Origin of the sequence: Bacillus sp. NPDC094077, from assembly GCF_050279465.1 — a bacterium.
GTDB lineage: Bacteria > Bacillota > Bacilli > Bacillales > Bacillaceae_G > Bacillus_A.
This window is the reverse complement of sequence record NZ_JBNNUF010000005.1, coordinates 238303-259477: the sequence shown is the minus strand read 5'-3', so window position 1 is coordinate 259477 and position 21175 is coordinate 238303. Positions and strand designations below refer to the sequence as shown.

The 21175-nt window shown below is 37.1% G+C and carries 17 protein-coding genes; 1 reads left to right on the top strand and 16 read right to left on the bottom strand.

Annotated features, from left to right (window positions below):
* Positions 1–12 precede the first annotated feature (12 nt).
* From mutM to ACQKNR_RS15465, 9 genes are all read right to left on the bottom strand, one after another.
* Entirely contained in the window at positions 13–843 is an 831-nt protein-coding gene (gene mutM, locus ACQKNR_RS15505; RefSeq protein WP_427318658.1) for a DNA-formamidopyrimidine glycosylase, read from the bottom strand.
* A gap of 12 nt (positions 844–855) precedes the next feature.
* Positions 856–3489, bottom strand: coding sequence for a DNA polymerase I (gene polA, locus ACQKNR_RS15500; protein ID WP_427318657.1), 2634 nt, complete (start codon positions 3487–3489; stop codon positions 856–858).
* Positions 3490–3771: 282 nt separating this feature from the next.
* A complete protein-coding gene (phoR, locus tag ACQKNR_RS15495; RefSeq protein WP_427318656.1) occupies positions 3772–5535 on the bottom strand; it encodes a sensory box histidine kinase PhoR in 1764 nt (587 codons plus the stop codon).
* Positions 5528–6247: a two-component system response regulator PhoP gene (gene phoP / locus ACQKNR_RS15490; protein WP_427318655.1), complete on the bottom strand. Its 720-nt coding sequence runs from the start codon at positions 6245–6247 to the stop codon at positions 5528–5530. The genes phoR and phoP overlap by 8 nt, the downstream gene beginning before the upstream one ends.
* 187 nt (positions 6248–6434) lie before the next feature.
* The gene (locus tag ACQKNR_RS15485; protein ID WP_000914180.1) at positions 6435–6908 is read right to left on the bottom strand and encodes a MaoC family dehydratase; all 474 of its coding nucleotides are present in this window, start codon (positions 6906–6908) and stop codon (positions 6435–6437) included.
* Between the two features lie 215 nt (positions 6909–7123).
* Entirely contained in the window at positions 7124–8062 is a 939-nt protein-coding gene (mdh, locus tag ACQKNR_RS15480; protein ID WP_427318654.1) for a malate dehydrogenase, read from the bottom strand.
* A gap of 19 nt (positions 8063–8081) precedes the next feature.
* On the bottom strand, positions 8082–9374 hold the full coding sequence (gene icd / locus ACQKNR_RS15475) for an NADP-dependent isocitrate dehydrogenase (RefSeq protein WP_071715229.1): 1293 nt from the start codon (positions 9372–9374) through the stop codon (positions 8082–8084).
* A 160-nt stretch (positions 9375–9534) separates the two neighbouring features.
* Positions 9535–10683 (bottom strand): citrate synthase, encoded by a 1149-nt coding sequence (gene citZ / locus ACQKNR_RS15470; RefSeq protein WP_427318653.1) that lies wholly within the window; start codon positions 10681–10683, stop codon positions 9535–9537.
* 387 nt (positions 10684–11070) lie between these two features.
* Positions 11071–11532 carry a DUF441 domain-containing protein gene (locus ACQKNR_RS15465; protein ID WP_427318652.1) on the bottom strand — a complete coding sequence of 154 codons (462 nt, stop codon included), beginning with the start codon at positions 11530–11532 and terminating at the stop codon, positions 11071–11073.
* 552 nt (positions 11533–12084) lie between these two features.
* On the opposite strand from ACQKNR_RS15465, the gene ytvI reads away from it, so the two are divergent.
* Positions 12085–13203: a sporulation integral membrane protein YtvI gene (gene ytvI / locus ACQKNR_RS15460; protein ID WP_427318651.1), complete on the top strand. Its 1119-nt coding sequence runs from the start codon at positions 12085–12087 to the stop codon at positions 13201–13203.
* Between the two features lie 515 nt (positions 13204–13718).
* Here the strand turns inward: ytvI and ACQKNR_RS15455 are convergent.
* From ACQKNR_RS15455 to ACQKNR_RS15425, 7 genes are all read right to left on the bottom strand, one after another.
* Positions 13719–14108, bottom strand: coding sequence for an FxsA family protein (locus tag ACQKNR_RS15455; RefSeq protein ID WP_427318650.1), 390 nt, complete (start codon positions 14106–14108; stop codon positions 13719–13721).
* A 195-nt stretch (positions 14109–14303) separates the two neighbouring features.
* Positions 14304–16061: a pyruvate kinase gene (gene pyk, locus ACQKNR_RS15450; protein WP_001232676.1), complete on the bottom strand. Its 1758-nt coding sequence runs from the start codon at positions 16059–16061 to the stop codon at positions 14304–14306.
* A gap of 53 nt (positions 16062–16114) precedes the next feature.
* Positions 16115–17074: a 6-phosphofructokinase gene (gene pfkA / locus ACQKNR_RS15445; RefSeq protein ID WP_099684237.1), complete on the bottom strand. Its 960-nt coding sequence runs from the start codon at positions 17072–17074 to the stop codon at positions 16115–16117.
* 128 nt (positions 17075–17202) lie between these two features.
* Positions 17203–18177: an acetyl-CoA carboxylase carboxyl transferase subunit alpha gene (gene accA, locus ACQKNR_RS15440; protein ID WP_137011423.1), complete on the bottom strand. Its 975-nt coding sequence runs from the start codon at positions 18175–18177 to the stop codon at positions 17203–17205.
* Positions 18165–19034, bottom strand: a complete 870-nt coding sequence (accD, locus tag ACQKNR_RS15435; protein ID WP_427318649.1) for an acetyl-CoA carboxylase, carboxyltransferase subunit beta — start codon at positions 19032–19034, stop codon at positions 18165–18167. The genes accA and accD overlap by 13 nt, the downstream gene beginning before the upstream one ends.
* A 185-nt stretch (positions 19035–19219) precedes the next feature.
* Positions 19220–19864 carry a FadR/GntR family transcriptional regulator gene (locus tag ACQKNR_RS15430; protein WP_427318648.1) on the bottom strand — a complete coding sequence of 215 codons (645 nt, stop codon included), beginning with the start codon at positions 19862–19864 and terminating at the stop codon, positions 19220–19222.
* Positions 19865–19878: 14 nt separating this feature from the next.
* On the bottom strand, positions 19879–21087 hold the full coding sequence (locus tag ACQKNR_RS15425) for an NAD(P)-dependent malic enzyme (protein WP_427318750.1): 1209 nt from the start codon (positions 21085–21087) through the stop codon (positions 19879–19881).
* Positions 21088–21175 lie beyond the last annotated feature (88 nt).

Here is a 21175-nt window from a genome sequence, read left to right as displayed (position 1 = left end):
GTTATCTCTTTTCTATATTCTAGGCTGGCAAATTGGGCAGTAATGCGTTCCTCTGCCTCCAACAACTGTTTTTTCTAATATCGTGCCACAAGTTACGCACGGCTCTCCTTTTTTTCCATATACATTTAGAAGTTCTTGGAACGAGCCAATTTGCCCTTGTGAATTGATATACGTTCTAATTGTACTTCCGCCGCGCTTCACTGCTTCACCTAACGTTGTCACAATCGCTTCGTAAATTCTTTCGATTTCTTCTTCTGTTAAAGACGCAGCTTCTCGTTCTGGATGGATATGAGAACGGAATAAAACTTCATCTACATATATATTTCCAAGCCCTACTAAAAGACGCTGATCTAATAATACGACTTTTATTTTACGATTTGTCTTTTGCAGTCTTTCTTGCAAATACTTCGGTGTTAATTCCGCATCAAATGGCTCCGGCCCTAAGTCAGCAAGGGGCATTTGATTCAATTCTTCACCTTTCTTAAAGAGATGCATCGTACCAAACTTTCTCACATCTTTATAATGTAGTTCAGTTCCATCTGTAAATAAGAAACGGACGTGCGTATGTTTATCAATCGGCTCATCCTCTTGGTGTAGTAAAAACTTACCTTCCATACGCAAATGTGAAACAATGACATAATTCGTTACATATAAAAGCAAAAACTTTCCTCTTCGCTTTATATTTTCAATTGTCTCGCCTTTTAGCATTTCTTTAAAGATTTCTGCATCATCCGGTCGTTTCACTATTTTCGGATAAGTAATAATGACATCTTCAATCGTCTTTCCTATTACAAGTTTTTCAAGCGTCCGTCTAACATTTTCAACCTCTGGTAATTCAGGCATTTCATCACTTCCTTATTTTGCGTCGTACCAAGTTGGGCCGTAAGAATAATCTACTTTCAGCGGAACAGCTAGTTCAATTGCATGCTCCATCACTTCAGGTACAAGCTTCTCTAATTTTTCAATTTCTTCTTTTGGTGCTTCAAAAATTAATTCATCGTGTACTTGCAGAAGAAGACGTGCTTGTAATCCTTCTTCTTCTAGACGATCTGCCATAATAATCATAGCTATTTTTATAATATCTGCTGCACTACCTTGAATTGGCGTATTCATAGCTGTACGTTCTGCAAAGCTACGCAAATTGAAATTACGACTCGTAATTTCTGGAATATAACGGCGACGATTTAATAATGTAGCTACGTATCCTTTTTGTTTCGCATCTTTTACGATTTCATCCATATATTCTTTTACACCAGGGAAACTTTCTAAATACTTTTCAATAAATTCCGCTGCTGCTTTTCTTGTAATTCCTAAGTTTTGCGAAAGACCATAATCACTAATACCATACACAATCCCGAAGTTAACCGCTTTTGCTTGTCGCCTCATATTCGAAGTCACTTCATCTTTTCCAACGCCGAATACATCCATAGCTGTTTTCGTATGAATATCCATATCATGTTGGAACGCTTCAACTAGCCCTTTATCATTTGCAATATGAGCTAATACACGAAGTTCAATTTGTGAATAATCGGCCGCGTACATAATCCATCCTTCTTCTGATGGAACAAATGCCTGACGAATCTTTCTTCCTTCTTCTAATCGAATCGGGATATTTTGTAAGTTCGGATCTGTTGAACTTAATCGACCTGTTTGCGTTAACACCTGATTAAAACGAGTATGAATTTTAGATGAATCTTCATGTACAACTTTTAGTAAACCTTCAATGTAAGTTGAATTTAGTTTCCCCAATTGACGATAATGTAAAATATTCGGAATAATTTCATGATGATCCATAAGTTTATCTAGCACGTCAGCTGATGTAGAATAACCTGTTTTCGTCTTTTTAATAACTGGTAAATTTAAATTCTCAAACAGAATAACTCCAAGTTGCTTCGGTGAATTAATATTAAATTCCGTTCCAGCAAGCTTGTAAATTTCCTGTTCCATTTCCTTTAATCTACCCGCAAGTTCTTCTCCCATATTACGAAGACGCTCCGTATCAACTTTTACACCTTTCACTTCCATATCAGCTAATACACGAGCAAGCGGTAATTCTAACTCTGTAAATAGTTCATATTGCTCGTTCTTTTTTAATTCTTCTAAGAATGTTTGCTTTACATCATATAATACATGCACTTTACGAGCTACATGCTCCGCTACTACCTCTAGCTCTGGAACAGCACGCTTCGCACCTTTTCCGTAAACTTCTTCATCAGATTTCACAGCATGTGTTTCTTTCATTTTCGCCACGGCGCGGAAATCTTTATCCGTATCAGCTGGATCAAGTAAATATGCAGCAATTAATAAATCAAAATCAATCCCTTGAATATCTATCCCATTCCATTTGAGCGCAACGATAGCACGCTTCGCATCAAATGTATGCTTTCTCATTTCTCCATTTGCAAGCCATGCTTTAAATGCATCAGATGCAAAAGCAATGTCTGTCTGAATAAAGTAGCAACCATTTTCATTTTGAATACCAAAACCTTGAATGTCCGCTTTATGATAGTTATCTTCTTGTACTTCTACAATAAGTGCACTATCTTGCTGAAGCATTTCTTCTGTAACTTCTTCCACAATATCAAATGTAATATCATCTAATTCAGCTGGAGCCGTTTCTTCTGGCGTAACACCTAATTTATTTAAAAGAGATGTAAATCCTAAATTCTCGAACATTGGAATCACATCACTTGCTTCATATCCTTTATACTCCATATCATCCACATGCATTGTAATCGGCGCATCTGTAATAATAGTTGCAAGATCTTTACTCATAAGAGCCTGTTCTTTATTTGCTTCCAATTTTTCTTTTAATTTCTTCCCGCTTACTTGATCGATATTTTCATACACTGCTTCAACCGTTTCAAACTGCGTTAACAATTTAATCGCAGTTTTTTCACCAACTCCTGGTACACCTGGAATATTATCTGACTGGTCTCCCATTAAACCTTTCATATCAATAATTTGCTTTGGTGATAAGCTGTATTTCTCAAATAAAGCTTCTTTCGTATATTCATCTACTTCTGTAATCCCTTTTCGAGGTATACATACAAGCGTATTATCAGAAACAAGTTGAAGTAAATCTTTATCTCCTGAAATAACCTTAACATGAAGCCCTTGCTCACTCGCTTCTTTCGCTAACGTCCCCATAATGTCATCCGCTTCATAATTTTCCAGCTCATAACGCGGTACATTGAATGCATCAAGCATCTCACGAATAAACGGGAATTGTTCTGATAACTCAGGTGGAGTCTTTTGACGTCCTCCTTTATACTCGCTATACGTCTTATGACGGAATGTTGTTTTGCCTGCATCAAACGCAACAAGCATATGCGTCGGTTTTTCTTCCTCTAATATTCTCATTAACATCATTGTAAAACCGTAAATTGCGTTCGTATGTATACCTTTGTCGTTATTTAAAAGCGGTAGTGCAAAGAAAGCACGATACGCGATATTATTACCATCTACTAATACGACTTTTTTTTCCACAATAGAAACCTCCCCATACAAATTTGAAACGATTTTTACATAGAAAAAAACCGTTCCTTTCCTCTCTCTATATTAACATGACTAATAGAGAGAAGAAAAATAACGGTTTTTTCTTTCATATATAAACAAACTTATATTGGCATAAAGGGAAGTGACGAGAATAGCATAACTACTCTCGTCCAAAATTACTCCTTGGATGAAGGGGTTTTCATGTATTATATTAACAGAGCTTTATTAATATTTAATTAAGCCATTGTTAATATATTGTAAACATCCTTCGTCCTATTTTTCAGTTGCCGATTTTGGTAAAACAACTGTAAATGTTGTCCCTTCTCCAACTTCACTATCCACTGTAATTGTACCGTGATGCGCCTCCACTAAATGCTTTACAATCGATAATCCAAGACCTGTTCCACCAGTATTCCTACTTCTCGCTTTATCCACTCGGTAAAAGCGTTCAAAAATACGAGGAATTTCATCTTTACTAATACCAATTCCAGTATCAGATACTTTTATATAAGCATTATATTTATCTTCTGCTAATTCGACAGAAACGACGCCTCCAGCCGGTGTATATACAATTGCGTTATTAATTAAATTAATAAAGATTTGTTTCAAACGACCAGGATCTCCAATAACGGAAACACGCTTTACTACATTCACTTGTAAAGAGATTTCTTTTTCTCCCGCTTTATTATCAAGCACCATATGAATATCTTCAAGAAGTCCCTTCATATCAACGGTCCCCATATTTAACTTAAACCCTTGTTGCTCGATCTTTGACAAATCTAATAAATCTTCAATTAATCCTTGCATGCGTTCACTTTCTTTTAAAATAATGTGTAAGAAATGTTCGCAGAATTTTTTATTATCCATCGCTCCATCTAACAGCGTTTCTGAAAAACCTTTAATAGAAGTAATCGGTGTCTTTAGTTCATGAGAAACATTCGCTAAAAAGTCTTTTCTCATTTGTTCTAATCTCTTTAACTCTGTTATGTCATGGAATACGAGAACAATCCCTTTCCATTCATGGTTCGTCCCAATAATCGGCGCTCCATATACTTCGAAATGTTTTCTCTCAATTCCAAGTGGTAATAACATTTGTTTACGCACTTTCACTTCTGTCATAAAGATTTCTTCCACAAGCTCTATAATTTCTGTATGATGAAACGATTCATAATATAAACGATCTAAATATTCTTCATCTGTTACGTGAAAAGTCTCCTTATAAGAACGGTTTACAAGGTTTATATAACCGCGGCTATCAATTAAAATCATTCCGCTTCCCATATTTTCAATTAACGTATGTAGACGATCTTGTTGCATTTCCTGTTCGAGTGTCATCTCTTGTAAATTACGAGCTAAAATATTAATCGCTTTACTCAGCATTCCCGTTTCATCCGAATGACTTTCATAAGCGCGTGCTTTATAATTACCTTTCGCTAATTCAATGGCAACTTTCGTAACTGATTCAATCGGCCTAATATATTGCCCTGTAATTTTCATACCCAGGAATACAACTACGAGACAGGCGATAACAAATCCAATAATTAATAATCCCCACGTTTTTTGATGAACGTCCCTTAAAGGCTCAATTGTACTTTTCACCAAGATGTATCCTTGTTTCCCCGCTACATCTTGAACGAACACCGCATGATATAATTCATTCTTCTGATCCGTTTCTTTCGTAACGACTTTATTTCTTTGTTTCGCTGTTTCGGAAGAAAGTTCTTTAATCATCCCTTGACTAAATACAGATTGCTGCCCTTTGCTATATTGAACTTTCTTTTTTTCATCCACAAATATAATAGAAGCTGGTATTTTCTCTTCTAACTTTTCAAATATATACGGATTTTTTAAAACATCATCAAATCCTTGTTCTTCTGCTAATACTGCAACATACCCTGTCTCTTTTACCATTCTCTCTTTGGCATGATCTATATAATAGTTTTCAAACACAGTTTCTAGCAATAAACCTAGTCCAACTAAAATAAATACAATAAGAGAAACAAATGTAAAAAGAAGCCCGGAACGAAATTTATTCATCCCCTTTTGGCTCCTCTAATTTATATCCTAAACCACGTATCGTTTTAATGTACGCCGGTTTTTTCGTATTTTGTTCAATTTTATCGCGTAAATGACTAATATGAACATCAACAATTCGTGTATCACCAGCAAAATCATAATTCCATACAGCACTTAATAATTGATCACGCGTTAACACGCGACTTTTATTTTTCGCAAGATATACAAGTAGTTCAAATTCTTTTGGTGTTAATTCAAGCTTTCTTCCTTGGAAATAAGCCTCATAAAACTCCGGTAAAATTTTAAGTTCTGCAATTGTGATGCTATCTTCATCTGGCGCTTCTGCAACTTGTTCTTCTTGTTGTAATTTCGTGCGGCGCAAAATCGCCTTCACACGAGCAACAACTTCCCTCGGGCTAAATGGCTTTGTCATATAATCATCCGCCCCAAGTTCAAGACCTAACACCTTATCAAATTCATCATCTTTTGCCGTTAACATTAAAATCGGCGTCATGACACGCTGCAATCGTAATTCTTTACACACTTCCATACCATCCATTTTCGGAAGCATTAAATCTAATATAATTAAATCCGGACGTTCTGTAGTCGCTTTTTGAAGCGCCATTTCTCCATCCATCGCTGTTATAACTTCAAACCCAGCTTGTTGTAAATTAAATTCAATTAAAGTTAAGATAAACTCCTCATCATCAACTACTAAAATACGATTGTTCATTCTTTTCCTCCAAGTTATAGACTTGAAACCTTCTTCATCCTAGTATTTTCCCCGTTATCCTCATCATACTAGAAAACAAAGCCCCTCTCAATATAATTGTCTATTCATGGATTCAGATTGTACTATTAAAAATAGCGCTAGCATCCTTTTATAGAGAATATGCTAGCGCTATTTATATTTTCATGTTTTAAAAATTATCTAATGCTTTTTCCATAATAGAAACAGATTTAAAAGGTGGCGTTACTGTTAATGAACCTTTTACAACAGTTTCTCCTTTTTCATCATGAGCAGATACAAGCATATCAATTGTATGTTCCTCCTCAGAAACAGCCACAACTTCAAAGTGGATTTGTAACGTCTCATAATGGTGAACATGCTTCACGAACGTAAGGTCCTTTCTAGTAATATGACTACCTGGACCTGGTAAATATTTCGTAACTGCCGTTGTAATCATTCCAGTTAGCATAATGCTTGGTACAATCGGCTTTTCATACGGAGTTTGGGATGCGTAATCATGCTGAATATATAATGGATTGGCATCATTCGTTAAACCTAAATACAATAACAAATCTTTATCCTCAATTTTTTCAGTGATAGATAATTTCTCTCCTACTGTAATTTCATCCATTTTACGACCAATTTGAACTTTTTTCTTTAACATGTTACAACCCCCTCCGATTTTTTCACCTTATTATCCTACTAAAAGCGATACCTTATCCGAAATTTACTATGATGAGGGCAATGTATAGTATAAATCTACAGTTTCATTATAGGATATTACAAATGATAGCGTTTTCATATTATTTCAAAAAAACAATTCGGTAAATAGTAGAAAAAGATTCGGAATCCCGAATCTTTTTCACTACTATTGAACCATTAAACAAGAACCTTCATAACACTACGAACAGATTCTACAGAGCGATCTAACGCTTCTTTTTCATCTGCAAGAAGTTCTAATTCAATAATTTTTTCAATTCCGTTACCACCTAGAATTACTGGTACCCCTAAGTACAGGTCACTATAACCATATTCGCCTTCAAGGTACGCAATTGCTGGTAATACACGGCGTTGATCTTTTAAGATTGCTTCTGTCATTTCAACTAAAGAAGCAGCTGGTGCGTAATATGCACTACCGTTTCCTAATAAGCCCACAATCTCGCCGCCACCTTTACGTGTACGTTCTACGATTGCATCTAGTCGCTCTTTCGGAATTAACGTTTCTAACGGAATGCCGCCTGCATAGGAATAGCGTACAAGAGGTACCATATCGTCACCGTGTCCACCAAGAACAAATCCTGTAATGTCTTTCACCGAAAGATTTAATTCTTGTGCAATAAATGTACGGAAACGAGCTGTATCTAATACGCCCGATTGACCGATAACACGCTCTTTCGGGAATCCTGCCTCTTTAAATACAGAATATGTCATTGCATCAACTGGATTTGTTAATACAACAATAATCGCATTTGGTGAATGTTTTGCAATGTCGCGCGTAATACTTTTCATAATTTTAGAGTTTGTTGCTACTAAATCATCACGGCTCATACCTGGCTTACGCGCAATACCTGCTGTAATAACGACAACGTCGGAATCAGCAGTATCTGCGTAATCAGATGTCCCAATAATGTTAGCATCAAAACCTTGTACTGGGCTCGCTTCTAACATATCTAACGCTTTCCCTTTTGTTGGATTCTCCAGCTGTGGAATGTCCACTAATACAACATCTGCGAGTTCTTTTTGTGCTAACAAGAATGCTGTTGTTGCTCCTGTAAATCCTGCACCGATGACTGAAACTTTCTTGCGTTTGATTGTCATAATTTACCCCCCGCTTTAATTATGCGTTTTTGATTATCGCTACATCCATGTTTTTAATAAGTTCATTAGCGAACTCAGAACATTTCACTTCTGTTGCACCTTCCATTAAGCGTGCGAAATCATATGTTACTACTTTTGAAGCAATTGTTTTCTCAACTGAAGCAGTTACTAATTTCGCAGCTTCGTTCCATCCTAAGTGCTCTAATAATAATACACCAGAAAGAAGAACAGAAGATGGATTTACTTTATCTAAACCTGCATATTTTGGAGCTGTACCGTGTGTAGCTTCAAAGATAGCATGTCCAGTAACATAGTTAATGTTAGCACCAGGTGCAATACCAATTCCACCTACTTGTGCAGCAAGTGCATCAGAGATGTAGTCTCCATTTAAGTTCATTGTTGCAACAACATCGAACTCACGTGGGCGAGTTAAAATTTGTTGTAAGAAGATGTCTGCAATAGAATCTTTTACGATGATTTTTCCAGCAGCTTCAGCATCTGCCATCGCTTTATTCGCTGCATCTTTTCCATCTTTTTCAACGATACGATCATATTCAGCCCAAGTAAATACTTTATCACCGAATTCTTGTTCCGCTACTTCGTAACCCCAGTTTTTGAAAGCACCTTCTGTAAATTTCATAATGTTTCCTTTATGAACTAATGTAACAGAAGAGCGTTTTTCGTTAATTGCATATTGAATTGCAGCACGAACAAGACGCTTTGTCCCTTCTTCTGAAATTGGCTTAATACCAATACCAGATGTTTCTGGGAAGCGAATTTTATTAACACCCATTGCTTCTTTTAAGAAAGCAAGAACTTTTTCTGCTTCTGGAGATCCTTGTGCATATTCAATTCCAGCATAAATGTCTTCTGTATTTTCACGGAAAATAACCATATCAGTATCTTCTGGACGTTTTACAGGTGAAGGAACACCTTCAAAATAACGAACTGGACGTAGACATACATATAAATCTAATTCTTGACGAAGTGCTACGTTTAGAGAACGAATACCACCTCCAACTGGAGTTGTAAGTGGACCTTTAATTGCGATTAAATATTCGCGGATTAAATTTAAAGTTTCTTCTGGTAACCACTCGCCTGTTTGGTTGAATGCTTTTTCCCCTGCAAGCACTTCTTTCCAAACGATTTTCTTCTCACCATCATAAGCTTTTTCAACTGCTGCTTCTAGTACTCGAGATGCAGCTGCCCAAATATCAGGACCAATTCCATCTCCTTCGATAAATGGAATAATCGGATTGTTTGGTACATTCATAACACCATTAGTTACAGTAATTTTTTCACCTGTTGTCAATGTGATAACCCCCATGTTTGAAATTTCATATGTATGAAACTGAGGGAATAACCCCTCAGTTCAAACCGTTAGTCAAATTAAAATATTCTAATCATTACATCTTTCCGAAAAAATCAGACTTTTGAAAGCGTATTTTCACTATCGAAATAGTGTTTTTCGCTTATCTTTGTGCAATTGGAACATACACTTGATGTGTTGGTCCATTATAATCAGCACGCGGACGGATTAAACGGTTGTTTTCATATTGTTCTAGAATATGAGCTAACCAGCCTGACATACGGCTAATTGCAAAAATAGGTGTAAATAAGTCATGGTCAATTCCTAAACAATGGTATACAGAAGCTGAATAGAAATCAACATTTGGTGGAAGACCTTTTTCTTTTGTTACAATGTCTTCAATTTTGATAGACATATTATACCATTTTTCTTCTCCTAAAAGCACGCATAATCTCTTAGACATTTCACGTAAATGTTTTGCACGTGGATCACCATGCTCATACACGCGGTGACCAAAGCCCATGATTTTCACTTTATTTTGAAGAGCATTATGAATATATGATTCTACATTTTCTTCTTCGCCAATTTCAGTTAACATCTTCATTACATTTTCATTTGCCCCGCCATGAAGAGGACCTTTTAACGCACCGATTGCTGCTGTAATACCAGAATATACATCTGAAAGTGTAGCTACGCAAACACGTGCAGTAAATGTAGAAGCGTTTAACTCATGATCTGCATGAAGTACAAGCGCCTTATCAAAAGCTTCAATTTCAACTTCATTTGGCTCACGATCATTTAACATGTACAAGAAGTTTGCAGCTAACGATAAATCTTTTCTTGGCTCAACAACTTCTAAACCTTTACGGATTCTTGCATAAGCCGCAACTAAAGTTCCCACTTGAGCCTGTAATTTAACCGCTTTCAAATAATTGGACTTTTCATCCATTATTTCAGCGCTCTCATCATATAATGATAGCATGGAAATTGCAGTTCGTAAAACAGACATAGGATGTGCGATTTTTAAATCTACTTGTTTCAAATATGTTAAAATCTCACCTGGCACTTTATAGTATTCAGATACAATTTCTTTAAATTCCGCTAGTTCTTTTTCATTAGGAAGCTTGCGGTGCCATAATAAGTATACTACTTCTTCAAACGTAGCATTCTCAGCTAAATCATCAATATTATACCCAACATAAGTTAATGTATCATCAATAATAGAGCTCACAGATGATGTTGTTGCTACTACCCCTTCTAAACCTCGAATAACAGTCATGACATTCTCTCCTTTTCCTGAAAATTCTCCCAACCTTGCTCCTTATATCTATTTGCTCCCCTTATGAATTATGAACGCCCGTTCACTCTTTAGGCAAGCAAAATGCACGATCATGCAAATTTGTTGCGATGTTCCCCTCTTATTATCCATTGCTTACATGGAAAGCATGAGCGTGAATGTCTCCCCGAATCCTCACGCTCAGAACAACAAGTTAGTGAGGAAAGTAAATTCCGAAGAGTTTTATGATAAAAACAACATAAAACAATATCATTATAAAATTGTTTTATGTTGTTTTTATTTTATCTGGTGTAAAGTCTCTGCTGTTATGTAACTTTTCAAAGTTTCTAATTCTATTATAAACAATTATCTGACTTTTGTGAACAGAAAGAATTCAAAAATTTTATATTACTATAAAATTTCTTATTTAAACATCTGTATAATACTCATAACTGCATAGGCAATTCCAGCCCCAATTAACGGGCCTACAGCAACCCCATTAAATAAAGCAACCGCTATAATTGTCCCAAAAACAAGCGCAGTTGTAATATGAGGATCCGTCGTCAACAATTGCACGCCACCTTTCGCTAACATAGCAACCGCTACACCTGAAGCTAAAGCAATCCATGCATAATACGATTTCGCCGCTTCTCCAAGTTGTTTAAAACCTATTTCCCCCGTCGCAATCGGTACGAGCACCGCTATTGTAATGACTGTTACACCGAGGTTAATTCCTTTCGTTTGTAAATAAGGAAAGACTTTATCTCCTAAAAACGTAAACTTCAATAAAAATAACACACCAATAGCTACAGTAAGCGATTGGTTTTTAGCAATAAGTCCTATAATAAGTAGTATGAATAAAAATAACGTTGACTGACTAATCATGTTTGCACTTCCTTTCTGAAAATAATGAACTCGCTTCCAAACAAAAATACCTTTAAACCTATCGTTATACATGCTATATCGATGCCTATTTACCGATAACAACTTCATTTTTTATACATTTTAAAATTACAAAACGGGATTTTCACAAAAAAATTAAGCATGTATACATTTTTGAAAACGGCCGCCTCTCCTTTCTTTTCTAATAAGAAACAGGTAAAATAAAAAGAAGAGAAAATGAAGTTTTTACCATATAACAAAAGCATTACCAACAGGCTTTTACAGTCATTCATGCACTGAAAAAAGCAGGCCAAATCCATCATTCCACTATAACATAAAGTGAAACTTTAATCAGTGGGGGGTTCATCTCCCACTGATTATTAGTTGAACCAATCGGGCTTTTACGGGCAGTTGATCTTCCACCTAACTTCTTTGTTCCAGCCGCATTTTGAGGTGAGAGTTTTACAGCCCGCAAATAGCGGGATAAAGTGAATCATACTCGTTATAAGTTGAACGAATTAGGATAATACAAATTGGAATGGGAGGTATACATCTTTGAACCGAAACTTACTATATATGATATTGCGACTCATATTTGTCATTGTAGCGACGGTAGCTGGGTTCTATGTATTGCTATACATGTCAGGGCTTATCTATCCCTTTATTATCGCTTTTGCATTCGCTTATTTGATTAATCCTGTCGTCAATTTCCTTAATCAAAAACTACAATTTCCTCGCGCACTAGCAGTACTCGTTAGCTTAATTCTCGTATTTGGAGCTATCGTCGGACTTGTTACATACCTTGTAACCGAAGCAATATCTGCCACAACATACTTACTACAACTTGTTACAGTGAAGTTTCCAGATATCGTTACATTCGCTCAACAATTTGCACTTAATCATATTATGCCTCTCTATGATGATTTAATTTCTAAATTTAATCATCTTGGAGAACCACAGCGCTATACGATTACACAAAACATCCAAAACTTAGGAACCGAAGCAACGACACAAATGAAAGAACTTTTAACCGCCATTATAAGCGGATTAACAAATTTCATTAGTGCATTACCAACAACTTTAACTGTCCTTGTATTCGTTTTATTGGCCACTTTCTTCATTAGTTACGATTGGCACCGTCTCGCTCAGAAAGCAAGAAAACTTCTACCGAATCGTGTACATGGCTACGGAAAAACTATTTTTGTCGATTTAAGAAAAGCTCTGTTCGGTTTTGTGAAAGCGCAACTTACACTCGTATCTATGACAACCGTTATTGTACTAATTGGGCTTTTAATATTGCGCGTCCCATATGCAATTACTATCGCGATTATTACAGGAGTTGTAGATTTACTCCCATATTTAGGAACAGGTGCTGTCTTCGTTCCATGGGTTATATACGTATTTTTCACCGGCGACACTGCATTCGCCATCGGTCTTCTCATCCTATACATCGTCGTGATTGTCCAAAGACAAATTATGGAGCCTAAAGTACTTTCATCTAATATCGGTCTCGATCCATTAGCGACACTGATCGCTCTATTTGTTGGCTTTAAGCTCTTTGGTTTTTTAGGATTAATCATCGGTCCAGTCACACTAGTACTACTCAATACATTGCACAAAGCTCATGTATTCCATGACTTATGGAAATATATTAAAGGTTCACCTTCAAAATAACTGTTTCTAATTCATATACAACTAAAAATTTAACTATAATCAGTGGGAAATTCCCACTGATTATTCAATGTGATTTTTTGTACTAACTACATTTTTCAAAAGAGGATTTCCCTAAAAAAGGATGATGCTCTTATTTTTTGCATAAAAACACATATTTTAGGTTTAAATTACATTTTTATTCTTTTTTCTCTATAATTATTACTTACATTTATTACTTTTTATGTAAATGAATAAATATACAAAACAAGGTAGAAGTAGCCCCTCTTTTCCTAGGTTATTCCTTCACACTAGTTGAACCTCCATTTAGGTAGGAATATATCACCCTAAATCAACACTTTTAATTTTCAAGAGCCCCTCCGCATCCCCCACTGATTATTAGTTGAACCAATCGGGCTTTTACGGGCAGTTGATCTCCCACCTAACTCCCTCGCATTCACCGAATTTTGAGGTGGGAGTCTTACTGCCCACAAATAGCGGGATAAAAAAATAACGCTTAGATCGCTACAATCTAAGCGTTATTTCTGAACAATAATAGTAGATCTCTTTCTAAACTTCCATTCCATCCACTTCATAACAAGCGGCTTCAATAAAGCTCTAGTAAAAGGGATAACAAAGATAAAACCTATTATATCCGTCACATATCCAGGAAGCACTAAAAGAATACCTCCTATAAAAATAAAAATACCATCTAGGACAGCACCACCCGGCATTTCCCCTCTATTTAATCTAAATTGAATCTCTCTAAGCACTTTAAACCCTTGTCGTTTCGCCAAATACACACCTACAATACCCGTAAATATAATCATAGCGAACGTAGACCATACACCTATCACATGACTTGATCCAATTAAGACCGTAATCTCAATCGCCGGTATTAAAATCAGCAAGAACAGCAACCATTTCATAGTTCCATACTCCTTTCATACATCACTTTAAACACCCTCACAACGTCCATATAGACTCCAAGAAGGCAAGGTACACTTACATTAAACTTCATAACAAACCGCTTTAAAAGTAATTTTAGACGTTTTAAGCTAATTGTATCCCGTTTTTGTGTAAAAAAAAGAGAAGGACTCCGATCCTTCTCTCCGTATTACTTCTTATAGCACTTCCGCATGTCCATTATAAACAATTCCGCGTGCTGCATCAACTGTTACTTCTTGGCCATTTTTTAAAGTTGCTGTTACGCCGTTTACACCAACGATAACAGGAATACCGATTGATACACCTACAACAGCTGCATGGCTTGTTAAGCCACCTTCTTCTACAACTAAAGCAGCAGCTTTTTCGATTGCAGGAATCATATCTTTATCAGTGCTTGTTGTAACAAGGATATCACCTTTGTTTACGTTCGCTACAGCTTCAGCAGCTGTTTTCGCTACAACTACTTTACCTTTTGCAGCTTTACGACCGATACCTTGCCCTTTAGCAACTTCTTCACCAACAACGTGGATTTTCATTAAGTTTGTTGTACCAGTTTCAGCAACTGGAACACCAGCAGTGATTACTACAGTATCTCCAAGTCCAATTAGACCTGCATCCATACCTGTTTGAATTGCAGTATCTAACATTTCGTCAGTAGAAGCTGCACGTTTTCCAGCCATAAACGCTTGAACACCCCAAACAAGCGCAAGACGACGTCCTACTTGCTCGTCAGATGTTACAGCTACGATTGGAGATTTCGGACGGTATTTAGAGATCATTTTCGCAGTATATCCACTTTCTGTTGGAGCTACGATTGCAGCTACATCAAGAGCAAGTGCTGTGTGCGCAACAGATTGGCTAATTGCATCTGTAATTGTTGGAGTGAACTCTTTAATACGCTTTTTGAACATATCTTCATATTGTAATGACTTTTCAACACGTACTGCAATGTTAGCCATCATTGTTACAGCTTCTACAGGGTATTGACCCGCAGCAGTTTCACCTGAAAGCATGATTGCATCTGTACCATCGAAGATTGCGTTTGCTACGTCACTTGCTTCCGCACGAGTTGGACGTGGGTTACGTTGCATAGAATCTAACATTTGCGTTGCAGTAATAACTGGTTTGCCTAATACGTTACATTTTTTGATTAGACGTTTTTGTACTAATGGTACTTCTTCTGGTGGAATTTCTACACCCATATCACCACGAGCTACCATTAAACCGTCAGAAACTTCTAAGATTGAATCGATATTGTCGATACCCTCTTGGTTTTCGATTTTTGGTACGATTTGGATATACTGAGCGTTATGCTCTTCTAATAATTCACGGATTTCTAATACGTCAGATGCTTTACGTACGAAAGATGCTGCGATGAAATCAACTTTTTGCTCGATACCGAAGATGATATCTTTTACGTCTTTTTCAGTGATACCAGGAAGCTTAATGCTTACGTTTGGTACGTTAACACCTTTTTTATTTTTTACAGTTCCGCTGTTTAATACTTTTGTACGGATGTTTCCGTCAGCTTTCTCGATTACTTCTAGTTCGATAAGACCGTCATCGATTAGAATGCGAGAACCTGGGTCTACATCATCATAAAGACCAGCATATGATACAGAGAACTTCTCTGCAGTTCCTAATACTTGTTCAGTAGAAAGAACTACTTCTGCACCTGTTACAAGCTCAGCTTGTCCGTCTACGAAGTCGTGAGTACGGATTTCTGGACCTTTTGTATCAAGTAAAATACCAACTGTTTTACCAGTTTTCTTTGAAGCTTCACGAATGTTTTTAATACGAGCTCCGTGCTCTTCATGGCTACCGTGAGAGAAGTTTAAACGAGCAACGTTCATACCCGCTTCGATTAATTGTTCTAATTTCTCAATACTTTCACTAGCAGGACCTATAGTACATACAATTTTAGTTTTACGCATATTGCACCTCCGAAAATTATGAAACCGTTCCCAAATATCTGACATTATGCCGATTAGATGGATAATTCTTTAGATAATTGATACATATCTTTATCGATTGTATGCTTTTGAGCTAACGCTTCGATAATGTCATGATCAACAAGTTTGTTATCTTGAATACCTACACAACGTCCACCTTTACCAGCAATTAATAATTCAACTGCTCTTGCGCCAAGACGACTTGCTAATACACGGTCTTGTGCACTTGGTGATCCACCACGTTGTACGTGACCTAATACCGTTACACGAGTATCAAAGTTTGTTGCCTCTTCGATGTGCTTACCGATGTCAATTGCACTTCCAACACCTTCAGCTACAACGATAATACTGTGTTTCTTACCACGTTCACTACCGCGTTGTAGACGAGCGATAACATCATCCATGTCATACTCTTCTTCTGGGATTAAGATTGTTTCTGCACCATCAGCTAAACCAGCCCATAATGCGATATCACCAGCATGACGTCCCATTACTTCGATAACATATGTACGTTCATGAGATGTAGCTGTATCACGGATTTTATCAATCGCATCAATAACAGTGTTTAAAGCCGTATCGAAACCAATTGTGAAATCTGTTCCAGGGATATCATTGTCGATTGTACCTGGTACACCAACACATGGGAATCCTTGTTCAGTTAATTTTTTAGCGCCTTGGTAAGAACCATCTCCACCAATAACAACAAGTCCTTCGATACCGTGTTTCTTTAATTGCTCGATACCTTTTAGTCGTACTTCTGGATCTTTAAACTCAGGACATCTTGCTGTATATAATTTTGTACCACCGCGGTGGATAATATCGCCAACAGAACCAAGTTCTAATTTTTCAATGTGACCAGAAATTAATCCAGCGTATCCATGGTAAATACCATATACTTCAATATCATGGAAAATCGCTTTACGAACAACTGCACGAATGGCAGCATTCATACCAGGTGAATCTCCACCACTTGTTAATACACCAATACGTTTCATTTGTACTCACCTCATAAAGATTATTTGCCTTATAATAAAATAACACGAAAAAATATAAAAACACAATGGAGAAGATGTGTCTTTTCATAATAAAAACGTGCATTCGCGAAGAGGAACGCACGCTTTTATTATTTTATCCCAATGGAAGCGTTTGAAAACGAAACTTGCCCAATTTTCATATATTTTTCATAACGTTTTTCGATTAATTCATCTTTCGAAATTCCGCTTAGTTGTTCAAAAGTTTTCTTAAGCATTAAATCTATATTTTCTGATTGTTTTAAAATATTACGATGAGCTCCGCCTTTTGCCTCTGGAATAATTTCGTCAATTACACCTAATTCTTTCAAATCTAATGCTGTGATTTTCATCGCTTCTGCAGCTTCCTTCGCTTTTCCAGCATCTTTCCAAAGAATTGCCGCTGCACCCTCTGGTGTAATAACAGAATAAGTGGAATTTTCTAGCATATGAATGTAATCTCCTACTCCAAGACCTAGTGCGCCACCACTACCACCTTCACCGATAACGATACAAATAACAGGTACCGTTAAACCAGCCATCTCAAATAGATTGCGGGCGATAGCTTCACTTTGACCACGTTCTTCAGCCGCTTTACCAGGATAAGCTCCCTTCGTATCAATAAAACAAATAATGGGACGATTAAACTTTTCCGCCTGCTTCATTAAACGCAATGCTTTTCGATATCCTTCTGGATGAGGCATCCCAAAATTACGGCGAATATTTTCTTTTGTATCTTTCCCGCGCTGATGCCCAATTACAGTTACAGGCATCCCTTTATATTTCGCAATGCCGCCGACAATCGCTGCATCATCGCCAAATAGGCGATCTCCATGACATTCAAAAAAATTAGTAAATAAGTGCTCAATATAATCGAGCGTTGTCGGTCTTTCTGCATGACGAGCAATTTGAACACGGTCCCATACTTTCATATTGCCGTATATATCTTCCTCTAATTTTTCTAGCTTTTCTTCCAAAATACGAATCTCCTCACTGAAGTCCATCTGGCTGTTTTTCGTATAGTCTTTCAGTTCACGAATCTTATTTCTTAGCTCAACAACTGGTTTTTCAAATTCTAGCTCTGCCATACAGCCATTTCCCCTCCTTGATGAACTTCTAAAATCTTGCGAAGTGATTCTTTCATATCATCACGATGTACAACCGCATCTAATTGACCATGGTCTAGCAAGAATTCTGCCGTTTGGAAATCTTCTGGTAGTTTCTCGCGCACTGTTTGTTCAATTACACGTCTACCAGCAAATCCGATAAGTGCACCTGGTTCTGCAAGATTATAATCACCAAGTGAAGCGAAACTCGCTGAAACCCCGCCCGTCGTTGGGTGAGTCATAACAGAAATAAATAATCCTCCTGCATTACTATGCTTTTTCAAAGCTACGCTTGTTTTTGCCATTTGCATTAAACTTAAAATACCTTCTTGCATACGGGCACCACCCGAAGCAGTAAAGATAATAAATGGAACTTGTAAGTCGTACGCCTTTTCAACCGCACGGGCAATTTTTTCTCCTACAACAGAGCCCATGCTCCCCATTCGAAAACGAGAATCCATTACTGCAACAACAACAAGCATGTCATCAATTGTTCCTTCACCAGTTACAACCGCTTCGTTTAATTCAGTCTTCTTACGATCGCTCTCTAGTTTCTCTTCATAACCTGGAAACTCAAGTGGATTTAATGAAACCATTTCTTTGTCATACTCACGGAATGACCCTTCGTCCAATATACTATCAAGGCGTTCCCATGCATTCATAGGATGATGATACCCACAGTTCACACATACTTTTAAATTTTTTAGAAGCTCTTTCGTATACATGATTTTTTTACATTTCGGACATTTTGTCATAACGCCATCTGGTACATCTTTTCGTACTTGTTCTGAAGGTATTGCAGCGTACTTTTTCTTTTTCACGAATAAATCTCTTAGCACAATTTGACCCCCTTCGTTGAGAGCTAAGGTTAGCGTAAGAAGAAAATGGGGCTAACACCAAAGTTTGATGTTAGCCTTATCTTCTCAATCTGTCTAATAACCTCTCTCTTTACGTTTAACTTTAACCGCTATGCGGTAGAATGTTTGTCATAACGTGTCATGGTCATTTCGACAAATTTTATACATTACGAGTGAAACTGTATATTCTCTACTAATTCATCGTAAATTTTTAGTGCATCATTTTCTTGTTTTTCTTCCAAAGTAGCATATAGCTCTCTATACAATTCGATAGAATCTCCTGAAACTTTACAAGAAAGAGTTGCTACGTAATCATTTACGATCATCCAAATGCGATATAGTAAATAATTATCGACTTGTTCAATAAGTGTTTTAAAGAACGTTTGGTGAAGCATTGGGATTGAGCTTCCATTTTCTTTAAGTACTTGCTGTAATTTACTTAGTACTTTAGAAAACGTTTCTTTCGGTAAATTACATACAATACGAATCATATCTTTCTCAAGCAATCGTTTTGTTTGTAATAAATCACGAATTGTTTTCTCATCTTGCAATAGAAATGGAGCGATTAGTTGCACAAGACCATTATCGTAAAAGTTTCGAATAAACGTCCCTTCACCACGTCTCGTTTCAATCAATCCTACAAGTTCTAAAGCACGCAATGCTTCTCTTACTGAGGAACGCCCTACGTTTAAGCGTGCACTTAATTCACGCTCAGACGGCAAACGATCTCCTGCTACCAATCCATCCTCTTCCATAATGGAGCGGATTTTTTTTACAATTTCGAGATATACTTTTGTATTTGATGATGTCAATGGAAATTCCTCGCTTATTCTTTACCAATCAGCGCTAATTGTTTTGTTTTCTCAGCGACTTCATTTGGATCTACTTGACGGCGAGCTACTCCTGTCTCCATTGCAGCTTTCGCAACGTAAGCCGCTACTTGAGGCGCTACACGCGCGTCAAACGGCGCTGGAATGATATAGTCTGCATTTAACTCATCTTCTGCTACAAGCTCAGCAATAGCCTGTACAGCTGCCATCTTCATTTCTTCGTTAATTTGTGTCGCATGTACGTCAAGTGCACCGCGGAAAATACCAGGGAACGCTAGTACATTATTTACTTGGTTCGGGAAGTCAGAACGACCTGTTCCAACAACAGCTGCGCCCGCTGCTTTTGCCAATTCTGGCATAATTTCTGGAACCGGATTCGCCATTGCAAAAATAATTGCATTGTCATTCATTGTACGAACCATCTCTTCTGTTAATGCACCTTCTGCAGATACACCAATGAATACGTCCGCACCTTGTACGACATCAGCTAAAGAACCTTCGATACGATTCTTATTTGTATATTTTGCAACTTCATCTTTCACCGGATTCATACCTGTAGGACGACCATCATAGATCGCGCCTTTACGGTCACACATAATAATGTCGCGTACACCATAGCGATATAAAAGTTTAATAATTGCAATACCTGCTGCACCTGCGCCATTTGCGACAACTTTAATATCAGACATTTTCTTTCCAACTAATTTCAATGCGTTCACAAGGCCTGCTACTGTTACGATAGCTGTTCCGTGTTGATCATCATGGAAGATAGGAATATTTGTTTCTTTCTTCAAACGTTCTTCAATAATGAAGCAGTTTGGTGCTGCGATATCTTCTAAGTTAACGCCGCCAAAAGTTGGCTCCATTAATTTTACAGTTTCAACAATTTTATCTACATCGTTTGTATTTAAGGCAATTGGGAATGCATCTACACCAGCAAAGCTCTTGAATAATACAGCTTTACCTTCCATTACTGGAAGAGATGCTTCAGGTCCAATGTTACCAAGACCAAGCACAGCCGTTCCATCTGTCACAACTGCTACCATATTTCCCTTCATTGTATATTCATATACCTTACTTTTATCGTCATAAATTTCTTTACAAGGCTCTGCAACCCCTGGAGAATATGCAAGACTTAAATCTTTTGCATTTTCTACTTTTACTTTTGATACAGTTTCTAATTTTCCTTGATGCACTTTATGCATGTGAAGTGCTTCTTCACGAAGTGTTGACAAACTATCCACTCTCCTCAAATTATTGTTGCTGATATCAATTTCTCCAAGTGGTCTGACC